Source organism: Pseudomonas fluorescens, from assembly GCF_005938625.1.
In the GTDB taxonomy this organism is placed as follows: Bacteria; Pseudomonadota; Gammaproteobacteria; order Pseudomonadales; family Pseudomonadaceae; genus Aquipseudomonas; species Aquipseudomonas fluorescens_BD.
The window spans coordinates 155,636-172,140 of record NZ_VCNJ01000017.1 but is presented as its reverse complement, the minus strand read 5'-3'; the positions used below and the strand labels follow the sequence as shown (position 1 = coordinate 172,140).

The window sequence follows — 16,505 nt, the reverse complement described above, 5'->3', positions numbered from 1 at the left end:
ATGAGCTCTGCGCGATAGGCTGTATCCGCCTGACATGTAGTTTGCAGTTTGCCCGGCAAGTTCGGACTTAACGTCCTCTTCTTACCCTACAAAAGAGCGAACAACATGGACAGCCAAACTGCCGACCAAACCATCAAACTTGCAGGACTGGTAACGCAGGACTATTGCGTCCTTGCTTCGATTTCGCAATTTGGATCGCGAAACGGCACAGTCTGGACTAACAAAAACTCCTCGGTTTCCACTGTAACCAGCAAAAATCACCATCGCCTTTCTGATGAGCGATCGCAGATCAGCATCACGACATCGCCGGACAACTCAGTACCGGCTGTCGAAACAACAGCAGCAGCAATGTTCGAGATCATTATGGCGGAGGACCGTTATGAGACGGTCAATCGCGTAGCTTACAAAGACTACACGTTCATAGGTGTCACTCAGGTGCGAGCAGTAGTGTATGGCGGCGCAGACGCGAAGTTGCTGATTGATCCTAACGTCGTTCTGAGCGCAGAAGAGTTTGTGTTTTCGGCAAGAGTTAATGACGTAGTAAAAGATCCCACTGCAGAGCGCGTTACGGAAAAGCGTTACATCAAAAAAGGGGAAAATCTCTACCAAGCCATGGTTATCACTTCGCGCTCGAGTTATATCAGTAATAAGGATTTCAATAGAGACGATATGTTCAGAACACTGGCAGCTGGCGACACTTACCACGAAGACCAGCAGGTGTGGACTGTCCGAGAGAAGCGAGTGTTTTACCTGGAGACAATTGGTGGCATCGATTTCTATGGGCGAGAAATCCTGCTGTTCTGAATGGCGAAACCAAAGTGAAACCGACGCGCCTTCGAGGCGCGTCGGGTCTGTACCAAAGTCAGAGTCACTCACTTCAATCGGAAGCCACCCATCTGCCGCGCCAGATCATCCGCCAGTTTCTGCAACATCTGACAATCCTCGCGACAGGCCCGAACCTCCCCCGCCGTCGCCCGCGCCAGATCCGAAATCCCCTGCACATTACGGTTGATCTCTTCCGTCACTGCCGACTGCTCTTCCGTCGCCGTCGCCACCTGATGGTTCATATCGCTGATGCGCTCGACCTGACCGGTAATCGCCGTCAACGACGCCCCGGTGCGCTGGCTCGACTCAACCCCGGTGCCGGTTGCGGCCTGCCCGGTACGCATCGACGACACTGCGTTTTCCGCACCTTGCTTGAGGCTGCCGATCATCTGCTGGATCTCGTCAGTAGACGCTTGCGTCCTGCGCGCCAAAGTGCGCACTTCATCGGCGACGACGGCAAAACCCCGACCCATGTCACCGGCACGCGCCGCTTCAATGGCAGCATTGAGCGCCAACAGGTTGGTCTGCTCGGACACCCCGCGAATCACCGCCAATACAGAATCGATCGACGCCACTTGATGCGCCAACTCCCCCACCGCGCCAGCCGCTATGCCAATTTCATCGGACATGCTTTCAATATGCCGAATCGAGCCGCCGACCACTTCCCGCGCCTGCATCGCTTCATCGCGCGCGGTTTGCGAGGCGAGCGCCGCGTTACCGGCATTCTGCGCAATCTCCTGCACGGTCAGGCCCATTTCGTGAACGGCGGTCGCGACCATGTCGGTCATTTCCTGCTGACGGCCAGAACGTTCAGCGGTGTTCTCCACCACTTTCGCCACCTGCCCCACGGCCGTACGCAGACGCTCGCTGGTGGTCAGCACTTCGCCGATCATCCCGCGCTGGCTGTCGAGGAAACGATTGAAGCCTCGGGCGAGATCGCCCAACTCGTCGGCGCGACTGGAATCTAACCGGTGGGTCAAATCTCCACCGCCGCTACCGATTGCTACCAGCGCCGCTGTTACCTGACGAATCGGCCGCACCAGCCCTTGCGCCAGCCACACCACCAAAGCGAGGCACACCAGCGCTACGGCCAGACCGATACCGCCGCTCATCCACATCGCTTTTCGGGCTTCGGCATAGATTTGCGATTGCGGCACTTCGGCCACGAGAGTCCAGCCTAGACCACGCAACGGCAGGCTGAAGGCGAGGAAGTCTTCGCCATCCCGTTGGAAGCTGCTGCTGACGGCGGCAGCCTTTGAGGTAGAGAGCTGGCCCATGACGGCCTGCGCCGCATTGGCACCAATCTGCTCGCTCAAGGTGCGTTTGCCACTGAACTGCGCTTCGGGATGCACCTGGATCAAACCGTCGGAACGCACGAGATAGACCTTGCCGCGCTCACCAAAGCTGAAGTTGTGGATCAGCTCCGACAGCTCTTTCATGCTCAAACCGAGCCCGGCCACACCGACGACTTTACCGGCCTGCTCAACCTTCAAATCGATGAACAGCGCCAACTCTCCGGTCGCCCCGTCGTTGTCGATATTGAGGGTGCGCGGCTGATTGCTGTCGAGGAAGGAATAGAACCACGCGTCAGCCGGTTTTGAACGGCTGAGGGTGCGGTCCAGACCTTTTTCGGTGATGTAGTGATTGGATTCGGTGCCGATGATCAAAGCGGTAAAAGCTTTATGTTCGGCGCGGATGCCTTCCAGATACTGCGCGAAGCCCGCTGTTTTGCTGCTGTCTTCGCCTGAGGCGAGCCAGTCGCGGACCATCGTATTGCTGGCGATATCTTTGGCCGCCGTCAGCGGTTGCACGAGGATGCGCTCGATATCGTTGCGCGTCGCTTCGATGCTCGACGGCAGTGCTTGTTCGACCAGATAGCTCTGGGCGAGACGGTTGACCACCAGGGTATAAATGCCAACCACGATCAGGATACTGACCAGCAGGGCGGTGCCCATGCTGAGAATCAGCTGCCATTGAATACTGCGTCGCCACAACTGCATGGAGCACCCCCAAAGAATAAGTGGCCGAAACAATGCAACAGCCGTGCCGATTGTATACAACCCAGTCGACAATCTATTCTTTGGTTGTGCGCAGCTCCATCAACTTTGGTTAATGGTCTTGGCAATAGTGTCGACCGTGGCGCTGACTTGCTCTTGGTAACGGTCGAGTTCTTCTTTGTGCTGCTTCTTCATTTCAATCTGCTGAGAGCACAGATTCATCGCCGCCAGCACCAGCAAGCGATCACCGATCAGTGTCGGGTATTTGCGTTTGGTGTCGTCCAGCGCTGCCTTGAGCATCATGGCCGCGTCCAGCAGAGTCTGTTCTTCCCCGGCCGGTGCCTTGATCGAATAGTCCTCCCCGAGAATGGAGACGACTTTTACCCCTGCTGTGTGGTGGTTCATGCGCTGACCGGACCTGCGTTGACGCGATCAACCAGTGCCTGAATGCGGGCAGCGGTGGCGCCGTGTTTTTCTTCCTGCTCCATCAGGTTCAGTTGCAGGCTTTCGTTTTCATCCTTGGCCTGGGCCAGTTCCGTGGACAGAGTCTGGTTGGTTTGCGCAAGGCTCTGGTTCTGTTGCACCAGGTCGCTGACGAGCTGTTCCAATTGGCTGAGGGATGCTTCCAACATTTTGATCTTCCAAGCGTTTTTCAAAGGGCGCGTACGATAAAGAAAAGTCACCACGGATGCCAGGGTTAAACCGGCGCAAGGCCTTGATTTTCCTGGTGGCGGACCGTTCCTGCGAGTTTTAAAGACTGTGATCTGCCGATCTGGTTCCTGCACTTCGTCGCCCAAGCCCTTGTGCGACAAATACGCACACTGCCTCAAGACTTTAGTCGTATGACCGATAAGTCATCCATACAGCAGTCTCAGCCCGCATGGAAGCGGCCCTCTCTTGGTATCCGCCCCATGTCCCTTCGCAATATGAATATCGCCCCACGGGCGTTTACCGGCTTCGCCCTGATCGGCGGCCTGATGCTGATTCTGGGTGTGTTCGCCCTGAACCAGATGAGCAAAATCCGTGGCGCCGCCGAGGACATCTCGTCCAGCAGTGTGCCGAGCATCAAGAACCTCGACGAATTCACCCAGTTGACCCTGCGCCTGCGCGTGCTGTCGTACCGCTTGCTGGTCAACCGCGAGCCGGACGTGCAGCAGAAAACCGTTGAACTGCTGGACATGCGTAACCAGCAGATCCGCAAAGCCCAGAGCGATTACGAGCCGTTGATCGGCAGCCCCGAGGAACGTGCGGCGTATGACCAGTACGTGCAGTTGCTCGGCCAGTACCGCCAGATCGAAGACCGCATGAAGAGCCTGTCGCGCAACAATCAAGTGGATGAGCTGCGCACCTTGCTCAACACCGAGTTGCTGAACAATTCCGAAGCGATGAACAGCGTGCTCAACCGTCTGATGCAGATCAACGGCGAGCAGATCAGCGAGACCAACCAGCAAGCAGCCGAGCAGTATTCTTCGGCGTTCGACTTGGTCGTGACCCTGCTGGTGATCGCCACTGGCCTGACGTTCCTGTTCGCCTGGCTGCTGACCACCAGCATCACCAAGCCGATTTCGAAAGCATTGGAAGCGGCGGAAACCATCGCAGAAGGCAATCTGACCCAGCCGATTCACGTCGATGGCAGTGACGAAGCCGGGCGCCTGCTGGCAGCCATGGCCAAGATGCAATCGAAACTGCGTGACACCCTGCAGCGCATTTCCGGCTCGGCCACTCAACTGGCCTCGGCGGCTGAAGAACTGAACAGCGTCACCGACGAAAGCGCGCGTGGACTGACACAGCAGAACAATGAAATCGAACAGGCGGCCACTGCGGTCAACGAAATGACCAGCGCCGTGGAAGAAGTCGCACGCAACGCCGTGAGCACTTCGGAAGCCTCGAAGAACGCCACCACCTCGGCCGGTGATGGTCGTGATCTGGTGCAGGAAACCGTCAGCGCGATCGAACGCATGAGCGCCGATGTGCAGAGCACTGCGTCGCTGATCGGTGATCTGGCCAATGAGTCCCGCGACATCGGCAAGGTGCTGGATGTGATTCGTGGTCTGGCCGATCAAACCAACCTGTTGGCACTGAACGCGGCGATTGAAGCGGCACGTGCCGGTGAAGCCGGTCGTGGTTTTGCTGTGGTGGCGGATGAAGTCCGTGCCTTGGCGCACCGCACGCAGCAGTCGACCAGCGAAATCGAGCGGATGATTGGCAGCATTCAGAGCGGCACCGAACACGCCGTGGATTCGATGCGCAACAGCACCGAGCGTGCCGAGTCGACCCTGAACATCGCCCGTGGTGCCGGCATGTCGCTGGACACCATCAACACCGCCATCGTCGAGATCAACGAGCGCAACCTGGTGATCGCCAGCGCCGCCGAAGAGCAGGCGCAAGTAGCGCGGGAAGTGGATCGTAATCTGGTGAATATTCGTGATCTGTCGGTGCAATCGGCGACCGGGGCGAATCAGACGTGCGGCGAGTAATGAGCTGTCGCGGTTGGCGCTGGATCTGAACAACATGGTTGGGCGGTTCAGCCTGTAAATTTTGAGATCAAGGTCAAAAGCCCCTCACCCCAGCCCTCTCCCAGAGGGAGAGGGGGAAAGGGGGCAGATCTTCGTATTTTTCAAAACCTGAGTTCGACTCGGAATTTCAGGTCGGTGTACCTCGCACAAACACCTCGATCAGTTCCCTCTCCCTCCGGGAGAGGGCTAGGGTGAGGGCAGCAATCGCCCGCCAGACACAAAACCTTATGCCCTGCTGAAAAAGCTTTTTGACAGCATCACATTTCAACAGGTTAGAATCGCTGGCACGCAGACTGCATGGTCAGTTTGTGCCCGTCTTTCCGCTTCTGGAGTACTGCCTTTGAATGCGACGACCATCAACAGCCTGTTCTTGATCGGCGCGTTGCTGGTAGGTGCAAGCATTCTTGTCAGTTCTCTTTCTTCCCGTCTCGGCATCCCGATTCTGGTCATTATTCTTGCGGTCGGCATGGCTGCCGGGGTCGATGGCGGCGGGATCATTTTCGATAACTACCCGACGGCCTATCTGGTCGGCAACCTCGCACTCGCGGTAATCCTCCTCGACGGCGGCTTGCGTACACGGGTGTCGAGTTTCCGCGTGGCGTTATGGCCGGCGCTGTCGCTGGCCACGGTCGGTGTGTTGATCACCACCGGGCTGACCGGCATGGCTGCCGCCTGGTTATTCGACCTTAACCTGATTCAAGGCCTGTTGATCGGTGCCATCGTTGGCTCGACCGACGCCGCGGCGGTGTTCTCGCTGCTCGGTGGCAAAGGCTTGAACGAACGGGTCACCGCCAGTCTGGAAATCGAATCCGGCAGCAACGACCCGATGGCGGTGTTTCTCACCGTGACCCTGATCGACATGCTCGCCAGTGGCCAGACCGGTCTGCACTGGAGTCTGCTGACGCACCTGATCCGCGAGTTCGGCATCGGCGGCGTGATCGGCCTCGGTGGCGGCTGGCTGATGCTGCAACTGGTCAACCGGATCAATCTGGCGGCCGGTCTGTATCCGATTCTGGTCATCGCCGGCGGTCTGGTGGTGTTCGCCTTGACCAACGCCTTGCATGGCAGCGGCTTCCTCGCGGTTTACCTGTGCGGTCTGGTCATTGGCAACCGCCCGGTGCGCAGCCGTCACGGCATTCTGCACATGCTCGATGGCATGGCATGGCTGGCGCAGATCGGCATGTTCCTCGTGCTGGGCCTTTTGGTGACGCCGCACGATTTGCTGCCGATCGCCCTGCCCGCTCTCGGTCTGGCACTGTGGATGATTCTGTTTGCGCGGCCACTGTCGGTGATGGTCGGCCTGCTGCCGTTCAAGGCGTTCCATGGCCGCGAAAAAGCCTTTATTTCCTGGGTCGGCCTGCGCGGTGCGGTGCCGATCATTCTCGCGGTGTTCCCGCTGATGGCCGGGCTGCCGAATGCGCAGCTGTACTTCAACCTCGCGTTTTTCATCGTGCTGGTGTCGCTGCTGGTACAGGGCACAAGTCTGCCGTGGGTGGCCAAGCTGTTGAAGGTGACGGTACCGCCAGAGCCCGCGCCGATTTCCCGGGCGGCGCTGGAAGTTCATGTCACCAGCGAGTGGGAGCTGTTCGTTTACAAGCTCGGCGCGGAGAAATGGTGCATCGGTTCGCCCCTGCGTGAGCTGAAAATGCCCGAAGGCACACGTATCGCCGCACTGTTTCGTGGCCAGCAATTGCTCCATCCGTCGGGTAGTACGGTGCTGGAAGTCGATGATTTGCTGTGTGTTATCGGCCATGAACACAACCTTGGCGCGCTCGGAAAACTGTTCAGCCAAGCGCCGCAACGGGGTCTCGATCTGCGCTTCTTCGGTGATTTCGTGCTTGAAGGAGACGCCCAGCTTAAAGCGGTTGCGGCGCTCTATGGCTTGCCAGCCGAGGGCATCGATCCGGACATGACCCTGGGCGCCTTTATTGCCCACAAAGTGGGTGGCGCACCGATCGTCGGTGACCAGGTGGAGTGGAACAACACCCACTGGACGGTTGCGGTCATGGACGGGAACAAGATCGGCAAAGTGGGCGTCAGATTCCCCGAAGGAAGTCGCCCGGGCCCCGGGCTCTTCCTCTAAACTGCGTCCACTCTCACTTGCTTGACCGGTCTCTATGCCTACCCTGCGCTCCTTTTTCGCCGCGGCCCTGCTGGGCCTGAGTCTTACTGTCGGCCCGCTGTACGCCGCCGAACCACCGTCCAGCGACGCCGTACAGGCCAGCCTCGACAAGCTTGCCGACAGCAAACTGCCGGATGCCGATAAAAAGAGCCTGCAAACCGTCCTGCAGAACACGCTCAATCAATTGAACAATCAGCGTGATTACGAGCAGAAGCTGATCGATCTCAAGCAGCAACTGGCGACCGCGCCCAAGCAGACGATTGAAAGCACCCGCGAACTGACGCGCCTCAAGGCTACGGCCGTGGTACCGGTGGCGCAGCGTTTTCCCAAAGAGTCGATTCAGCAACTGGAGCAAATCCTCACCGATCGCTCGACTCAGCAAAGTGACCTGCAAAAAGCCCTCGCCGACGCCAACAGCCTGATCATCACCGCACAGACGCGCCCCGAGCGTGCTCAGGCAGAGATTTCCGCCAGCCAGACGCGCATCCAACAGATCAACAACATCCTCAAATCCGGCAAGGACGCGGGTAAAACCGTCACCGCCGAGCAGCGCGACCAGTTGAACGCCGAATTGGCGGCGCTGAATGCGCTGATCCCGCTACGTCGTCAGGAACTGGCCGGCAACAGCCAGTTGCAGGATCTGGGCAACGCTCAGCATGACCTGCTCTCGGAGAAGTCCGAGCGCCTCGACCGCGAGATCCAGGAACTGCAAACCCTGATCAACCAGAAACGTCTGGCGCAGTCGCAGGAGACCGTTACCCAGCAGTCGATCGAAGCGCAGAAGGCCGGTAGCAGCAGTCTGCTGGCCATCGAAAGCACGGCCAACCTCAAGCTCTCCGACTACCTGCTCAAAAGCACCGACCGCCTCAACGAAGTCACCCAGCAGAATCTGCAGACCAAACAACAGCTCGACAGCCTGACCCAAAGCGATTCCGCGCTGGACGAGCAGATCAGCGTGCTCAAGGGCAGCCTGTTGCTGTCGAAGATTCTCTATAAGCAGAAACAAGCCCTGCCACGGCTCAAGGTCGACCGCGATCTGGCGGATCAGATCGCCGACATCCGCCTGTGGCAATTCGACGTCAGCCAGCAGCGTGAGCAACTGAGTAATCCGGCCGCCTACGTCGACACCCTGTTGGCCACTCAGCCGCCGGAGCAGGTCACGCCGCAATTGCGCAAAAACCTGCTGGATCTGGCCAACACCCGCGCCGACCTGCTGGAACGTCTGAATCGCGAACTGAGCGCCATGCTCAACGAGTCGATCACCCTGCAACTCAATCAGAAACAACTGCTGAGCACCGCACAAGGTCTGCGTGCGACGCTCGATGAGCAGATGTTCTGGATTCCCAGCAACAAGCCGCTGGATCTGGAATGGATGCGCGCGGTGCCGGAGCGCCTGAAACGCCAGGTCGACACCCTGCCGTGGGCCTCCAGCCTCAGTGAGCTGACCGACGGTCTGACCCAGCGGCCGCTGCTGTTCCTGCCGCTGGCACTGTTGATCGGCGCGTTGCTATGGCGGCGCAAAAATCTGTACGCGCGCTTGAACAAGGTTCACCAGGACATCGGCCACTTCAAACGCGACAGCCAGTGGCACACGCCGCAGGCGATCCTGATCAATATCCTGCTGGCGATGCCGGTCGCATTGGGGCTGGCGCTTTGTGGTCTGGCGTTGCAGATCGACGCCCGTGGGCAGAACGCCAACATGGGCGCGGCTTTGCTGCAGATGGGTCAGGCGTGGCTGGTGTTCTATACCGCTTACCGGATTCTCGCGCCGGGTGGTGTGGCGGAACTGCACTTCCGTTGGGAAAAGCCTCAGGTCGAATTCCTCCAAGGCTGGATCCGCCGCCTCGGCCTGGTGGTGATGGCGCTGGTGACCATTGTCGCCGTCGCCGAACTGCAGCCGGCCGCCCTGGCCGATGACGTGCTCGGCATGCCGGTGGTGCTGACCTGCTACGCCCTGATGGCCTGGCTGCTCAGTCGCCTGTTGATCAGCAGCCCGGCCCACGAGAACACCTCGCTGTTCCGCAAAGCCGTCGGCGTGATGTTCACCTTGCTGCCGATCGCCTTGTTCGTGGCGGTGTGCTTCGGCTACTACTACACCGCACTGAAACTCAGTGACCGACTGATCAACACCCTCTACCTGCTGATGTTCTGGCTGGTGATCGAAGCGACTTTCGTCCGTGGTCTGAGTGTTGCCGCACGACGCCTGGCCTACCAGCGCGCTCTGGCTAAACGTCAAGCAGCGAAAGAGGCTGGCGACGGTGAAGCGGTGATCGAAGAGCCGACGCTGGACATCGAAAAGGTCAACGAACAGTCCCTGCGCCTGATCCGCCTTGCCCTGCTCGGCGGCTTCATCGCCGCGCTGTACTGGGTCTGGTCGGACCTGATTTCGGTGTTCTCGTACCTCGACAACATCACCCTCTACGAATACACCAGCGGCACTGGCGCCAACATGAGCATGGTGCCGATCAGCATCGGCGATATGCTCGGCGCACTGATCATCATTGGCATCACCTTCGCCCTCGCGCGCAACTTGCCCGGCTTGCTGGAAGTGTTTGTGCTGTCCAAGCTCAATCTTGCCCAAGGCAGTGCCTACGCGACCACGACGTTGCTGTCGTACGTGATCGCCGGCGTCGGTTTCGTCTCCACCCTGTCGACCCTCGGCGTCAGCTGGGACAAGTTGCAATGGCTGGTGGCGGCGCTGTCGGTCGGCCTCGGTTTCGGCATGCAGGAGATCTTTGCGAACTTCATCTCCGGCATCATGATCCTCTTCGAACGCCCGGTGCGGATCGGTGACACCATCACCATTGGCAACCTGTCGGGCACGGTGAGCAAGATCCGCATCCGCGCCACGACCATTACCGACTTCGACCGCAAGGACATCATTGTCCCGAACAAGACGTTCATCACCGGGCAATTGATCAACTGGTCGCTGACCGACACCATCACCCGCGTCACGCTGAAACTCGGCGTCGACTACGGTTCGGATCTGGATCTGGTCAAGGAACTGCTGCTCAAGGCTGCCCGCGAGAACCCGCGCGTACTCAAAGAGCCTGAGCCGCACGTGTACTTCCTCAACTTCGGCGAAAGCACCCTCGACCACGAGCTGCGCATGCACGTGCGCGACCTCGGTGACCGCAACCCGGTGCTCGATGAGGTCAACCGCTTCATCAACCGCGAGTTCAAGAAGCAGCACATCAACATCTCGTTCCGCCAGATGGAGGTGTACCTGAAGAACCTTCACGGCCAGGAATACAAGATGGTGCCGATCGAGCCGGAAACGAAAACCATCGTGCCGGTTGCCGACGATCAGAAACCGCTGCAAGAGCCGCCGCCGGCCAAACTCGACTAACCGGTCTAATCCCAGCAGAATGCTCGGACATTCTGCTGGAGCCGGCCCTTGAAAGCCCTCGACGAACTGACCTTCGACAATCGCTTCGCCCGCCTGGGCGACGCGTTCTCCGCCCACGTGCTGCCCGAGCCGATCGACAATCCGCGTCTGGTCGTCACCAGTCCGGCCGCCCTGGCCTTGCTGGATCTCGACCCGGCGACCGCTGAAACCCAGGAATTTGCCGAATTGTTTGGCGGCCACAAGCTGTGGGCCGATGCCGAGCCGCGGGCGATGGTCTATTCCGGGCATCAGTTCGGCGGCTATACGCCGCAACTGGGCGATGGTCGCGGGCTGCTGCTCGGAGAGGTCTACAACACTGCCGGCGAGCATTGGGATTTGCACCTGAAGGGCGCCGGGCAGACGCCATTTTCACGCATGGGCGATGGCCGTGCGGTGCTGCGTTCGTCGATCCGCGAGTTCCTCGCCTCCGAAGCCTTGTTCGCGCTGAACATTCCTTCGTCGCGCGCGGCGTGCGTGATCGGTTCCGACACCCCGGTCTGGCGTGAAAAGCAGGAACGCGCAGCGATGGTCCTGCGTCTGGCGCCAAGCCATGTCCGCTTCGGCCACTTCGAATATTTCTACTACACCAAGCGTCCCGAGCAGCAAAAGCAACTCGGCGAGCACGTGTTGGCAATGCATTTCCCTGAGTGCCTGGAACAACCGGAACCGTATCTGGCGATGTTCCGCGAGATCGTCGAACGCAACGCCGAACTGATCGCCAAGTGGCAGGCCTATGGCTTCTGTCACGGCGTAATGAACACCGACAACATGTCGATCCTCGGCATCACCTTCGACTTCGGCCCGTTCGCCTTTCTCGATGATTTCGACGCCAACTTCATCTGCAACCATTCCGATGATCAGGGGCGTTACTCGTTCAGCAATCAAGTGCCGGTCGGCCAGTGGAACCTCAGTGCACTGGCGCAGGCACTGACGCCGTTCATCAGCGTCGAAGCCCTGCGCGAAACCCTCGGCCTGTACTTGCCACTGTTCCAGGCGCACTACCTCGACCTGATGCGCCGCCGCTTCGGCTTCAACACGGCTGAAGATGACGACCAGAAACTGCTGGAGGATCTGCTGCAACTGATGCAGAACAGCGGCGTCGACTACACGCTGTTTTTCCGCCGACTTGGCGAAGACTCACCTCAGCAGGCAGTCGCCCGCTTGCGTGATGATTTCGTCGACATCAAAGGTTTTGATGCTTGGGGCGAGCGCTATGTCGCCCGGGTTGCCCGCGATGGTGATGCCGATCAGGAACAGCGCCGCATCCGCATGCACGCGTTCAATCCGCTGTACATCCTGCGCAATTATCTGGCGCAAAAAGCCATCGACGCGGCAGAGCAAGAGGATTACTCAGAAGTACGCCGGTTGCACGCAGTGCTGAGCAAACCGTTTGAGGAGCAGCCGGGAATGGAGGGTTATGCCGAGCGGCCGCCGGAGTGGGGCAAGCATTTGGAGATCAGTTGTTCTTCCTGAGGCGGCCTAGATAAACACATCTACAGGCAGCTTGAAGTACTCAGCCAACCATCGAACCTGTCGCAGGTTTAGTTGCCGCTTGCCGCTCAGGATCTCAGAGACGACTGACTGAGTGCCCACTCCAGGCAAGTCGCTCTGGGTCAAACCATGCTCACGCATCAGATATCCCAATACTTCAAAACCCGGAGGTTTTGGGGCCGGGTGATGCGTTTGATCCCATTCTTCAATCCAGTCACCAATGATATCCACCAAGCTCATCAACGGATGAGACTCGTCATCACCGGTAATTTCCAGCAGTTCGTCGACCGCCAACACCAAGGCATCGTAGTCGTCTTCGTTTTCTGGCAACTGCAGAAAACGAGTAAAGAGACCCGGACCTTGGCCCGCACCGGAATCAAGGCAAAAACTTTCAAAGCCAACAGAGTCCCCGGTGAGCGAACAACTCGTCCGGGCATTTAAGGTTTAAAGATATTCAGAGCCCTTCAAAAGCTCCGAGAGTGGAAGGCGTTTAACGGTCTTGGCGGTCATAGGAAGGTATTTCGCTCAGTTCTGCACAAGATGACCGATTAGATAAAATACAGATAGTCAGCCTCCGCGCAGACGTGCGTAGGCCCTTTCCTCAACTGAGGAAGGTAACGACCTACAGATCAATTCCTTGATAATCGTGACTTTGCCTCCAGATCCGTCTCATAGACGTCCTGCCTGAGAACCCATCATGTCCGAACCACTCCTCATCCCCTGCCCCTCCTGCAACGGCCTCAACCGCATCCCCGCCGAGCGCCTTGCGGATCAGCCCAAATGCGGCCGCTGCAAATCCGCCGTGCTGTTGAGCAAACCCTTCGAACTCAAGCAAGGTGATTACGCCAGCCAGATCAAAGGCGATCTGCCGTTGTTGGTGGATGTCTGGGCGGATTGGTGCGGGCCGTGCAAGTCGTTTGCGCCGGTGTTCGAGCAGGCGGCGGCGCAGCTGGCAGGCAAGTGCCGCTTGGCCAAGCTTGATAGCGAGGCCAATCAGCAGTTGTCGGCGCAGTTGGGGATTCGTTCGATTCCGAGCTTGATTCTGTTCAAGAACGGCCGCGAGGTGGCGCGGCAGAGTGGTGCGTTGCCGTTGCCGCAGTTGATGGCGTGGCTGCGTAGCCAGGGGATCTGACACACCCCAGAACCCCCTGTGGGAGCGAGCTTGCTCGCGAAAGCGGTGGATCAGTAAACGAAGATGTCGACTGAACTGACGCATTCGCGAGCAAGCTCGCTCCCACAGGTGTTCATGGATAGCTCAAGGGATCAGTGATCTTCGAGCAGGTTGTGCAGTTCAACGAACTGCTGGGTCAGCTTGTGTCGTGGGTCGAGGTGAATCAGCGGCATGCTGGCCTGGTGCGATTCGCGCATGCGCACGGAACTGCTCAGATACACCGGCAATACCGGCAAACCTTCAGCAATCAACTCATCGAGCATCTGCTGCGGCAGGCTTGCCCGGGCCTGAAACTGATTGACCACAATGCCTTCTACTTCCAGACCTTCGTTGTGGTCGTCCTTCAGCTCTTCGATTTCGGCGATCAGGCCGTACAGAGCCTGACGCGAGAAGCTGTCGCAATCGAAGGGAATCAGCACGCGATCAGCGGCAATCAATGCCGATACCGCATAGAAATTCAGCGCCGGTGGCGTATCGAGGTAAATCCGGTCGTAATCCTCGGACAGCTCATCAAGCAACTTACGCAGCTTGTTGATCTTGTGCTTGGCCTCGAGCTTGGGCTGCAAATCGGCCAGCTCGGCCGTCGCGGTGATGATGTGCAGGTTGTCGAACGGCGTTTCGTAGATATCCGCCTGATTCTTCTTCGAGAACGGCCCCGAGGACAGGGTCTGCTTGAAGAAGTCGGCAATGCCCATCGGGATGTCGTCACCCGTCAGCCCGGTCAGATACTGAGTGGAGTTGGCCTGGGCATCGAGGTCCACCAACAACGTGCGATAACCCTCACTGGCGCTGACCGCCGCCAGATTGCAGGCAATGCTCGACTTGCCTACGCCGCCCTTCTGATTGAACACCACGCGCCGCATGACCAAACCTCCGTGTATCAAAGAATGACCGAGTGTAGATGTGCGCGACCTTGCTTCGCTACCTTCATGGACACGGACTACAAAGTCAGGTGCAAATATCCACGGAAAGATAGCGCAATAACCTCCATTGATCGGCGAGAAGCCCGACAGACAAGCCGCTGACAATCTGGATAATGGCCAAGTGACAGTTTTCTTGCGAACCACTCGGTACATTTCATTGCACATAATGTAACCAGCATTTGCTACACACTCGTCGCACCGGGATAATGCGCGCCACTCGGCGCCATGCGCCACGTCAGGCCTGCTGCGGCTTTGGCATCCAAACGCGTCAACACAAGCCCGCAGGGGCGGGATGAATGTCCGTGATCAACTTCAACATCGCCCAATGGCGCGCCTGGGCCCCTGGCCTCGACAGCGTGGACGCCTGGCAGGCCTGGAGCCGACAACCGGTCGTGCTCCAGAGCAGTGATGCCGCGCCCGATGTGTCGTTTTTGCCGGCCATGCAGCGCCGCCGCCTCAGCCGACTGGCGCGTATGGCATTCAGTGTTGGCTGGCCCCTGGCCGACGGACGGGACAATCTGCCGCTGGTGTTTGTTTCGCGTCACGGCGAAACCCCGCGCACTTACGAGATCCTCAGCGATCTGGCGAACGAGCAGCCGCTGTCACCGACGCAGTTCAGTCTGTCGGTGCACAACGCGATCATTGGCCTGTGGTCGATCATGCGTGGCGAAACCAGCGAAATGAGCGCCCTTGCCGCTGCCGGCGACGGCCTCGAACACGGCATGCTCGAAGCCGCCGCCCTGCTCAATGAAGGCGCCCCGGCGGTGTTGCTGGTGATCACAGAAGAACAACCACCCGAGGCCTATTCAGCGTGGATCGATGACGTGCCGTTTCCATATGCGCTGGGTCTTTTGCTCACCGCCGGTACCGACTGGCAGCTGACCCTGAACAGCACCTCAGAAACACGGTCAAAAGCGCACTGGCCCCACGCGCTGAATCTGCTGCGAACCTTGCTCGGCCAGCAACCCCATTGCCAACATGCCTGGAAAAATCGTGTATGGACCTGGCAACGCAGCCCGTGACCGAGAAAAACCGCGACGCCTATTACTGGCGCCTGCTGGCCACCGCCGCAAGTTTCGCCCTGTTCGGGCTTGGCGGGCTGTGCCTGCGTGTGTTGGTGTTTCCACTGCTGGGCTGCCTGCCCGGTGACGCCCTTGCACATCGCCGACGCGCGCGGCAGACCGTCAGCCGGTTGTTCTGGTTTTTCGTGCGTTTCATGGCCCGCGCTGGCGTGCTGACCTACGACATTCAGGGAGCCGAACGTCTTGGCCGTCCCGGGCAGATGATCATCGCCAACCACCCGTCGCTGATCGACGTGGTGTTCCTGATCGGTCTGGTGCGCCAGGCCAATTGCGTGGTGAAGAAAAGCCTGTGGGAAAACCCCTTCACTCGTGGCCCGCTGCGCAGCACCGAATACATCAGCAACGACGGCAGCATGGACATGCTCGATGCCGCCGCCCAATCCCTGCAAAACGGCCAGACCCTGATCATCTTTCCTGAAGGAACTCGCACCCAGCCGGGCCAGGCGCCAGCCTTTCATCGGGGTGCTGCGGCAATTGCCTTGCGCGGTGCGAAAATCCTCACACCGGTGATCATCAAGGTCAGCCCGACCACATTGACCAAAGCCGAACCCTGGTATCGGATTCCCAGCCGCCGGGTGCACTTCAGTTTTCGCGTCGGGGCCGATATAGACCCACAAGCCTTCGCCGCTCAGGGGCCTGCACCGCAGGCCTCGCGCAAGCTCAACGATTATTTGCACAACTACTTCATTAAGGAGCTCGCCGAAGATGAGCGATCTGAACACCCCTAGCCTGGTGCGTGACATCAAACTGCTGATCATCGATGCCCTTGGCCTTGAAGACATCAGCGCCGACGACATCGGCGACGAGCAGACGCTGTTCGGCGAAGGCCTGGGCCTGGATTCCGTCGACGCGCTGGAACTGGGTCTGGCGATCCAGAAAAAATACGGCATCAAGATAGACGCCGACGCCAAAGACACCCGTAACCATTTCACCAACGTGGCCAGCCTTGCGGCATTCGTCACGGCAAAACAGGCAGCTTGAGACCGGACC

At 58.9% G+C, this 16,505-nt stretch carries 14 protein-coding genes and 1 pseudogene; 9 read left to right on the top strand and 6 right to left on the bottom strand.

Annotation, left to right across the window (positions count from 1 at the left end; translation table 11 throughout):
- Positions 1–105 precede the first annotated feature (105 nt).
- The gene (locus tag FGA82_RS12500; RefSeq protein WP_141127297.1) at positions 106–804 is read left to right on the top strand and encodes a hypothetical protein; all 699 of its coding nucleotides are present in this window, start codon (positions 106–108) and stop codon (positions 802–804) included.
- Between the two features lie 68 nt (positions 805–872).
- Here FGA82_RS12500 and FGA82_RS32880 read toward each other — a convergent pair whose 3' ends face one another.
- The 4 genes and pseudogenes from FGA82_RS32880 to FGA82_RS12485 all read right to left on the bottom strand — a co-directional run bounded on the left by FGA82_RS32880 (position 873) and on the right by FGA82_RS12485 (position 3,454).
- Positions 873–1,604 carry a methyl-accepting chemotaxis protein gene (locus tag FGA82_RS32880; RefSeq protein WP_432767146.1) on the bottom strand — a complete coding sequence of 244 codons (732 nt, stop codon included), beginning with the start codon at positions 1,602–1,604 and terminating at the stop codon, positions 873–875.
- Between the two features lie 135 nt (positions 1,605–1,739).
- Positions 1,740–2,780 (bottom strand): annotated as a pseudogene (locus FGA82_RS32875) (HAMP domain-containing protein); the annotation flags it as partial.
- Between the two features lie 144 nt (positions 2,781–2,924).
- Complete coding sequence (locus tag FGA82_RS12490; RefSeq protein ID WP_141127295.1) at positions 2,925–3,227, bottom strand: cell division protein ZapA; 303 nt, start codon at positions 3,225–3,227, stop codon at positions 2,925–2,927.
- A complete protein-coding gene (locus FGA82_RS12485) occupies positions 3,224–3,454 on the bottom strand; it encodes a hypothetical protein (protein WP_016987570.1) in 231 nt (76 codons plus the stop codon). Before FGA82_RS12485 ends, FGA82_RS12490 begins: the two co-directional genes overlap by 4 nt.
- Before the next feature lie 210 nt (positions 3,455–3,664).
- Between FGA82_RS12485 and FGA82_RS12480 the strand changes: the two genes are divergently transcribed.
- The 4 genes from FGA82_RS12480 to selO all read left to right on the top strand — a co-directional run bounded on the left by FGA82_RS12480 (position 3,665) and on the right by selO (position 12,321).
- On the top strand, positions 3,665–5,299 hold the full coding sequence (locus FGA82_RS12480) for a methyl-accepting chemotaxis protein (protein ID WP_432767144.1): 1,635 nt from the start codon (positions 3,665–3,667) through the stop codon (positions 5,297–5,299).
- A 379-nt stretch (positions 5,300–5,678) separates the two neighbouring features.
- Entirely contained in the window at positions 5,679–7,421 is a 1,743-nt protein-coding gene (locus FGA82_RS12475) for a potassium/proton antiporter (RefSeq protein WP_007909521.1), read from the top strand.
- A 34-nt stretch (positions 7,422–7,455) separates the two neighbouring features.
- Positions 7,456–10,809: a mechanosensitive channel MscK gene (gene mscK / locus FGA82_RS12470; protein WP_141127294.1), complete on the top strand. Its 3,354-nt coding sequence runs from the start codon at positions 7,456–7,458 to the stop codon at positions 10,807–10,809.
- Positions 10,810–10,857: 48 nt separating this feature from the next.
- Positions 10,858–12,321 carry a protein adenylyltransferase SelO gene (gene selO / locus FGA82_RS12465; protein WP_141127293.1) on the top strand — a complete coding sequence of 488 codons (1,464 nt, stop codon included), beginning with the start codon at positions 10,858–10,860 and terminating at the stop codon, positions 12,319–12,321.
- Between the two features lie 6 nt (positions 12,322–12,327).
- On the opposite strand, the gene FGA82_RS12460 is transcribed toward selO, so the two are convergent.
- Positions 12,328–12,675, bottom strand: a complete 348-nt coding sequence (locus tag FGA82_RS12460; protein ID WP_141127292.1) for a helix-turn-helix domain-containing protein — start codon at positions 12,673–12,675, stop codon at positions 12,328–12,330.
- A gap of 361 nt (positions 12,676–13,036) precedes the next feature.
- On the opposite strand from FGA82_RS12460, the gene trxC reads away from it, so the two are divergent.
- A complete protein-coding gene (gene trxC, locus FGA82_RS12455) occupies positions 13,037–13,471 on the top strand; it encodes a thioredoxin TrxC (RefSeq protein ID WP_034152926.1) in 435 nt (144 codons plus the stop codon).
- 131 nt (positions 13,472–13,602) lie between these two features.
- Here trxC and FGA82_RS12445 read toward each other — a convergent pair whose 3' ends face one another.
- Entirely contained in the window at positions 13,603–14,373 is a 771-nt protein-coding gene (locus tag FGA82_RS12445; protein ID WP_024011296.1) for a ParA family protein, read from the bottom strand.
- Positions 14,374–14,729: 356 nt separating this feature from the next.
- On the opposite strand from FGA82_RS12445, the gene FGA82_RS12440 reads away from it, so the two are divergent.
- Genes FGA82_RS12440 through FGA82_RS12430 form a run of 3 tightly spaced genes read left to right on the top strand, consistent with a single transcriptional unit; the run spans position 14,730 to position 16,496 of the window.
- Positions 14,730–15,455 (top strand): beta-ketoacyl synthase chain length factor, encoded by a 726-nt coding sequence (locus FGA82_RS12440; protein WP_141127291.1) that lies wholly within the window; start codon positions 14,730–14,732, stop codon positions 15,453–15,455.
- On the top strand, positions 15,431–16,243 hold the full coding sequence (locus FGA82_RS12435) for a lysophospholipid acyltransferase family protein (RefSeq protein ID WP_141127290.1): 813 nt from the start codon (positions 15,431–15,433) through the stop codon (positions 16,241–16,243). Before FGA82_RS12440 ends, FGA82_RS12435 begins: the two co-directional genes overlap by 25 nt.
- The gene (locus FGA82_RS12430) at positions 16,221–16,496 is read left to right on the top strand and encodes a phosphopantetheine-binding protein (protein ID WP_116029224.1); all 276 of its coding nucleotides are present in this window, start codon (positions 16,221–16,223) and stop codon (positions 16,494–16,496) included. The genes FGA82_RS12435 and FGA82_RS12430 overlap by 23 nt, the downstream gene beginning before the upstream one ends.
- Positions 16,497–16,505 lie beyond the last annotated feature (9 nt).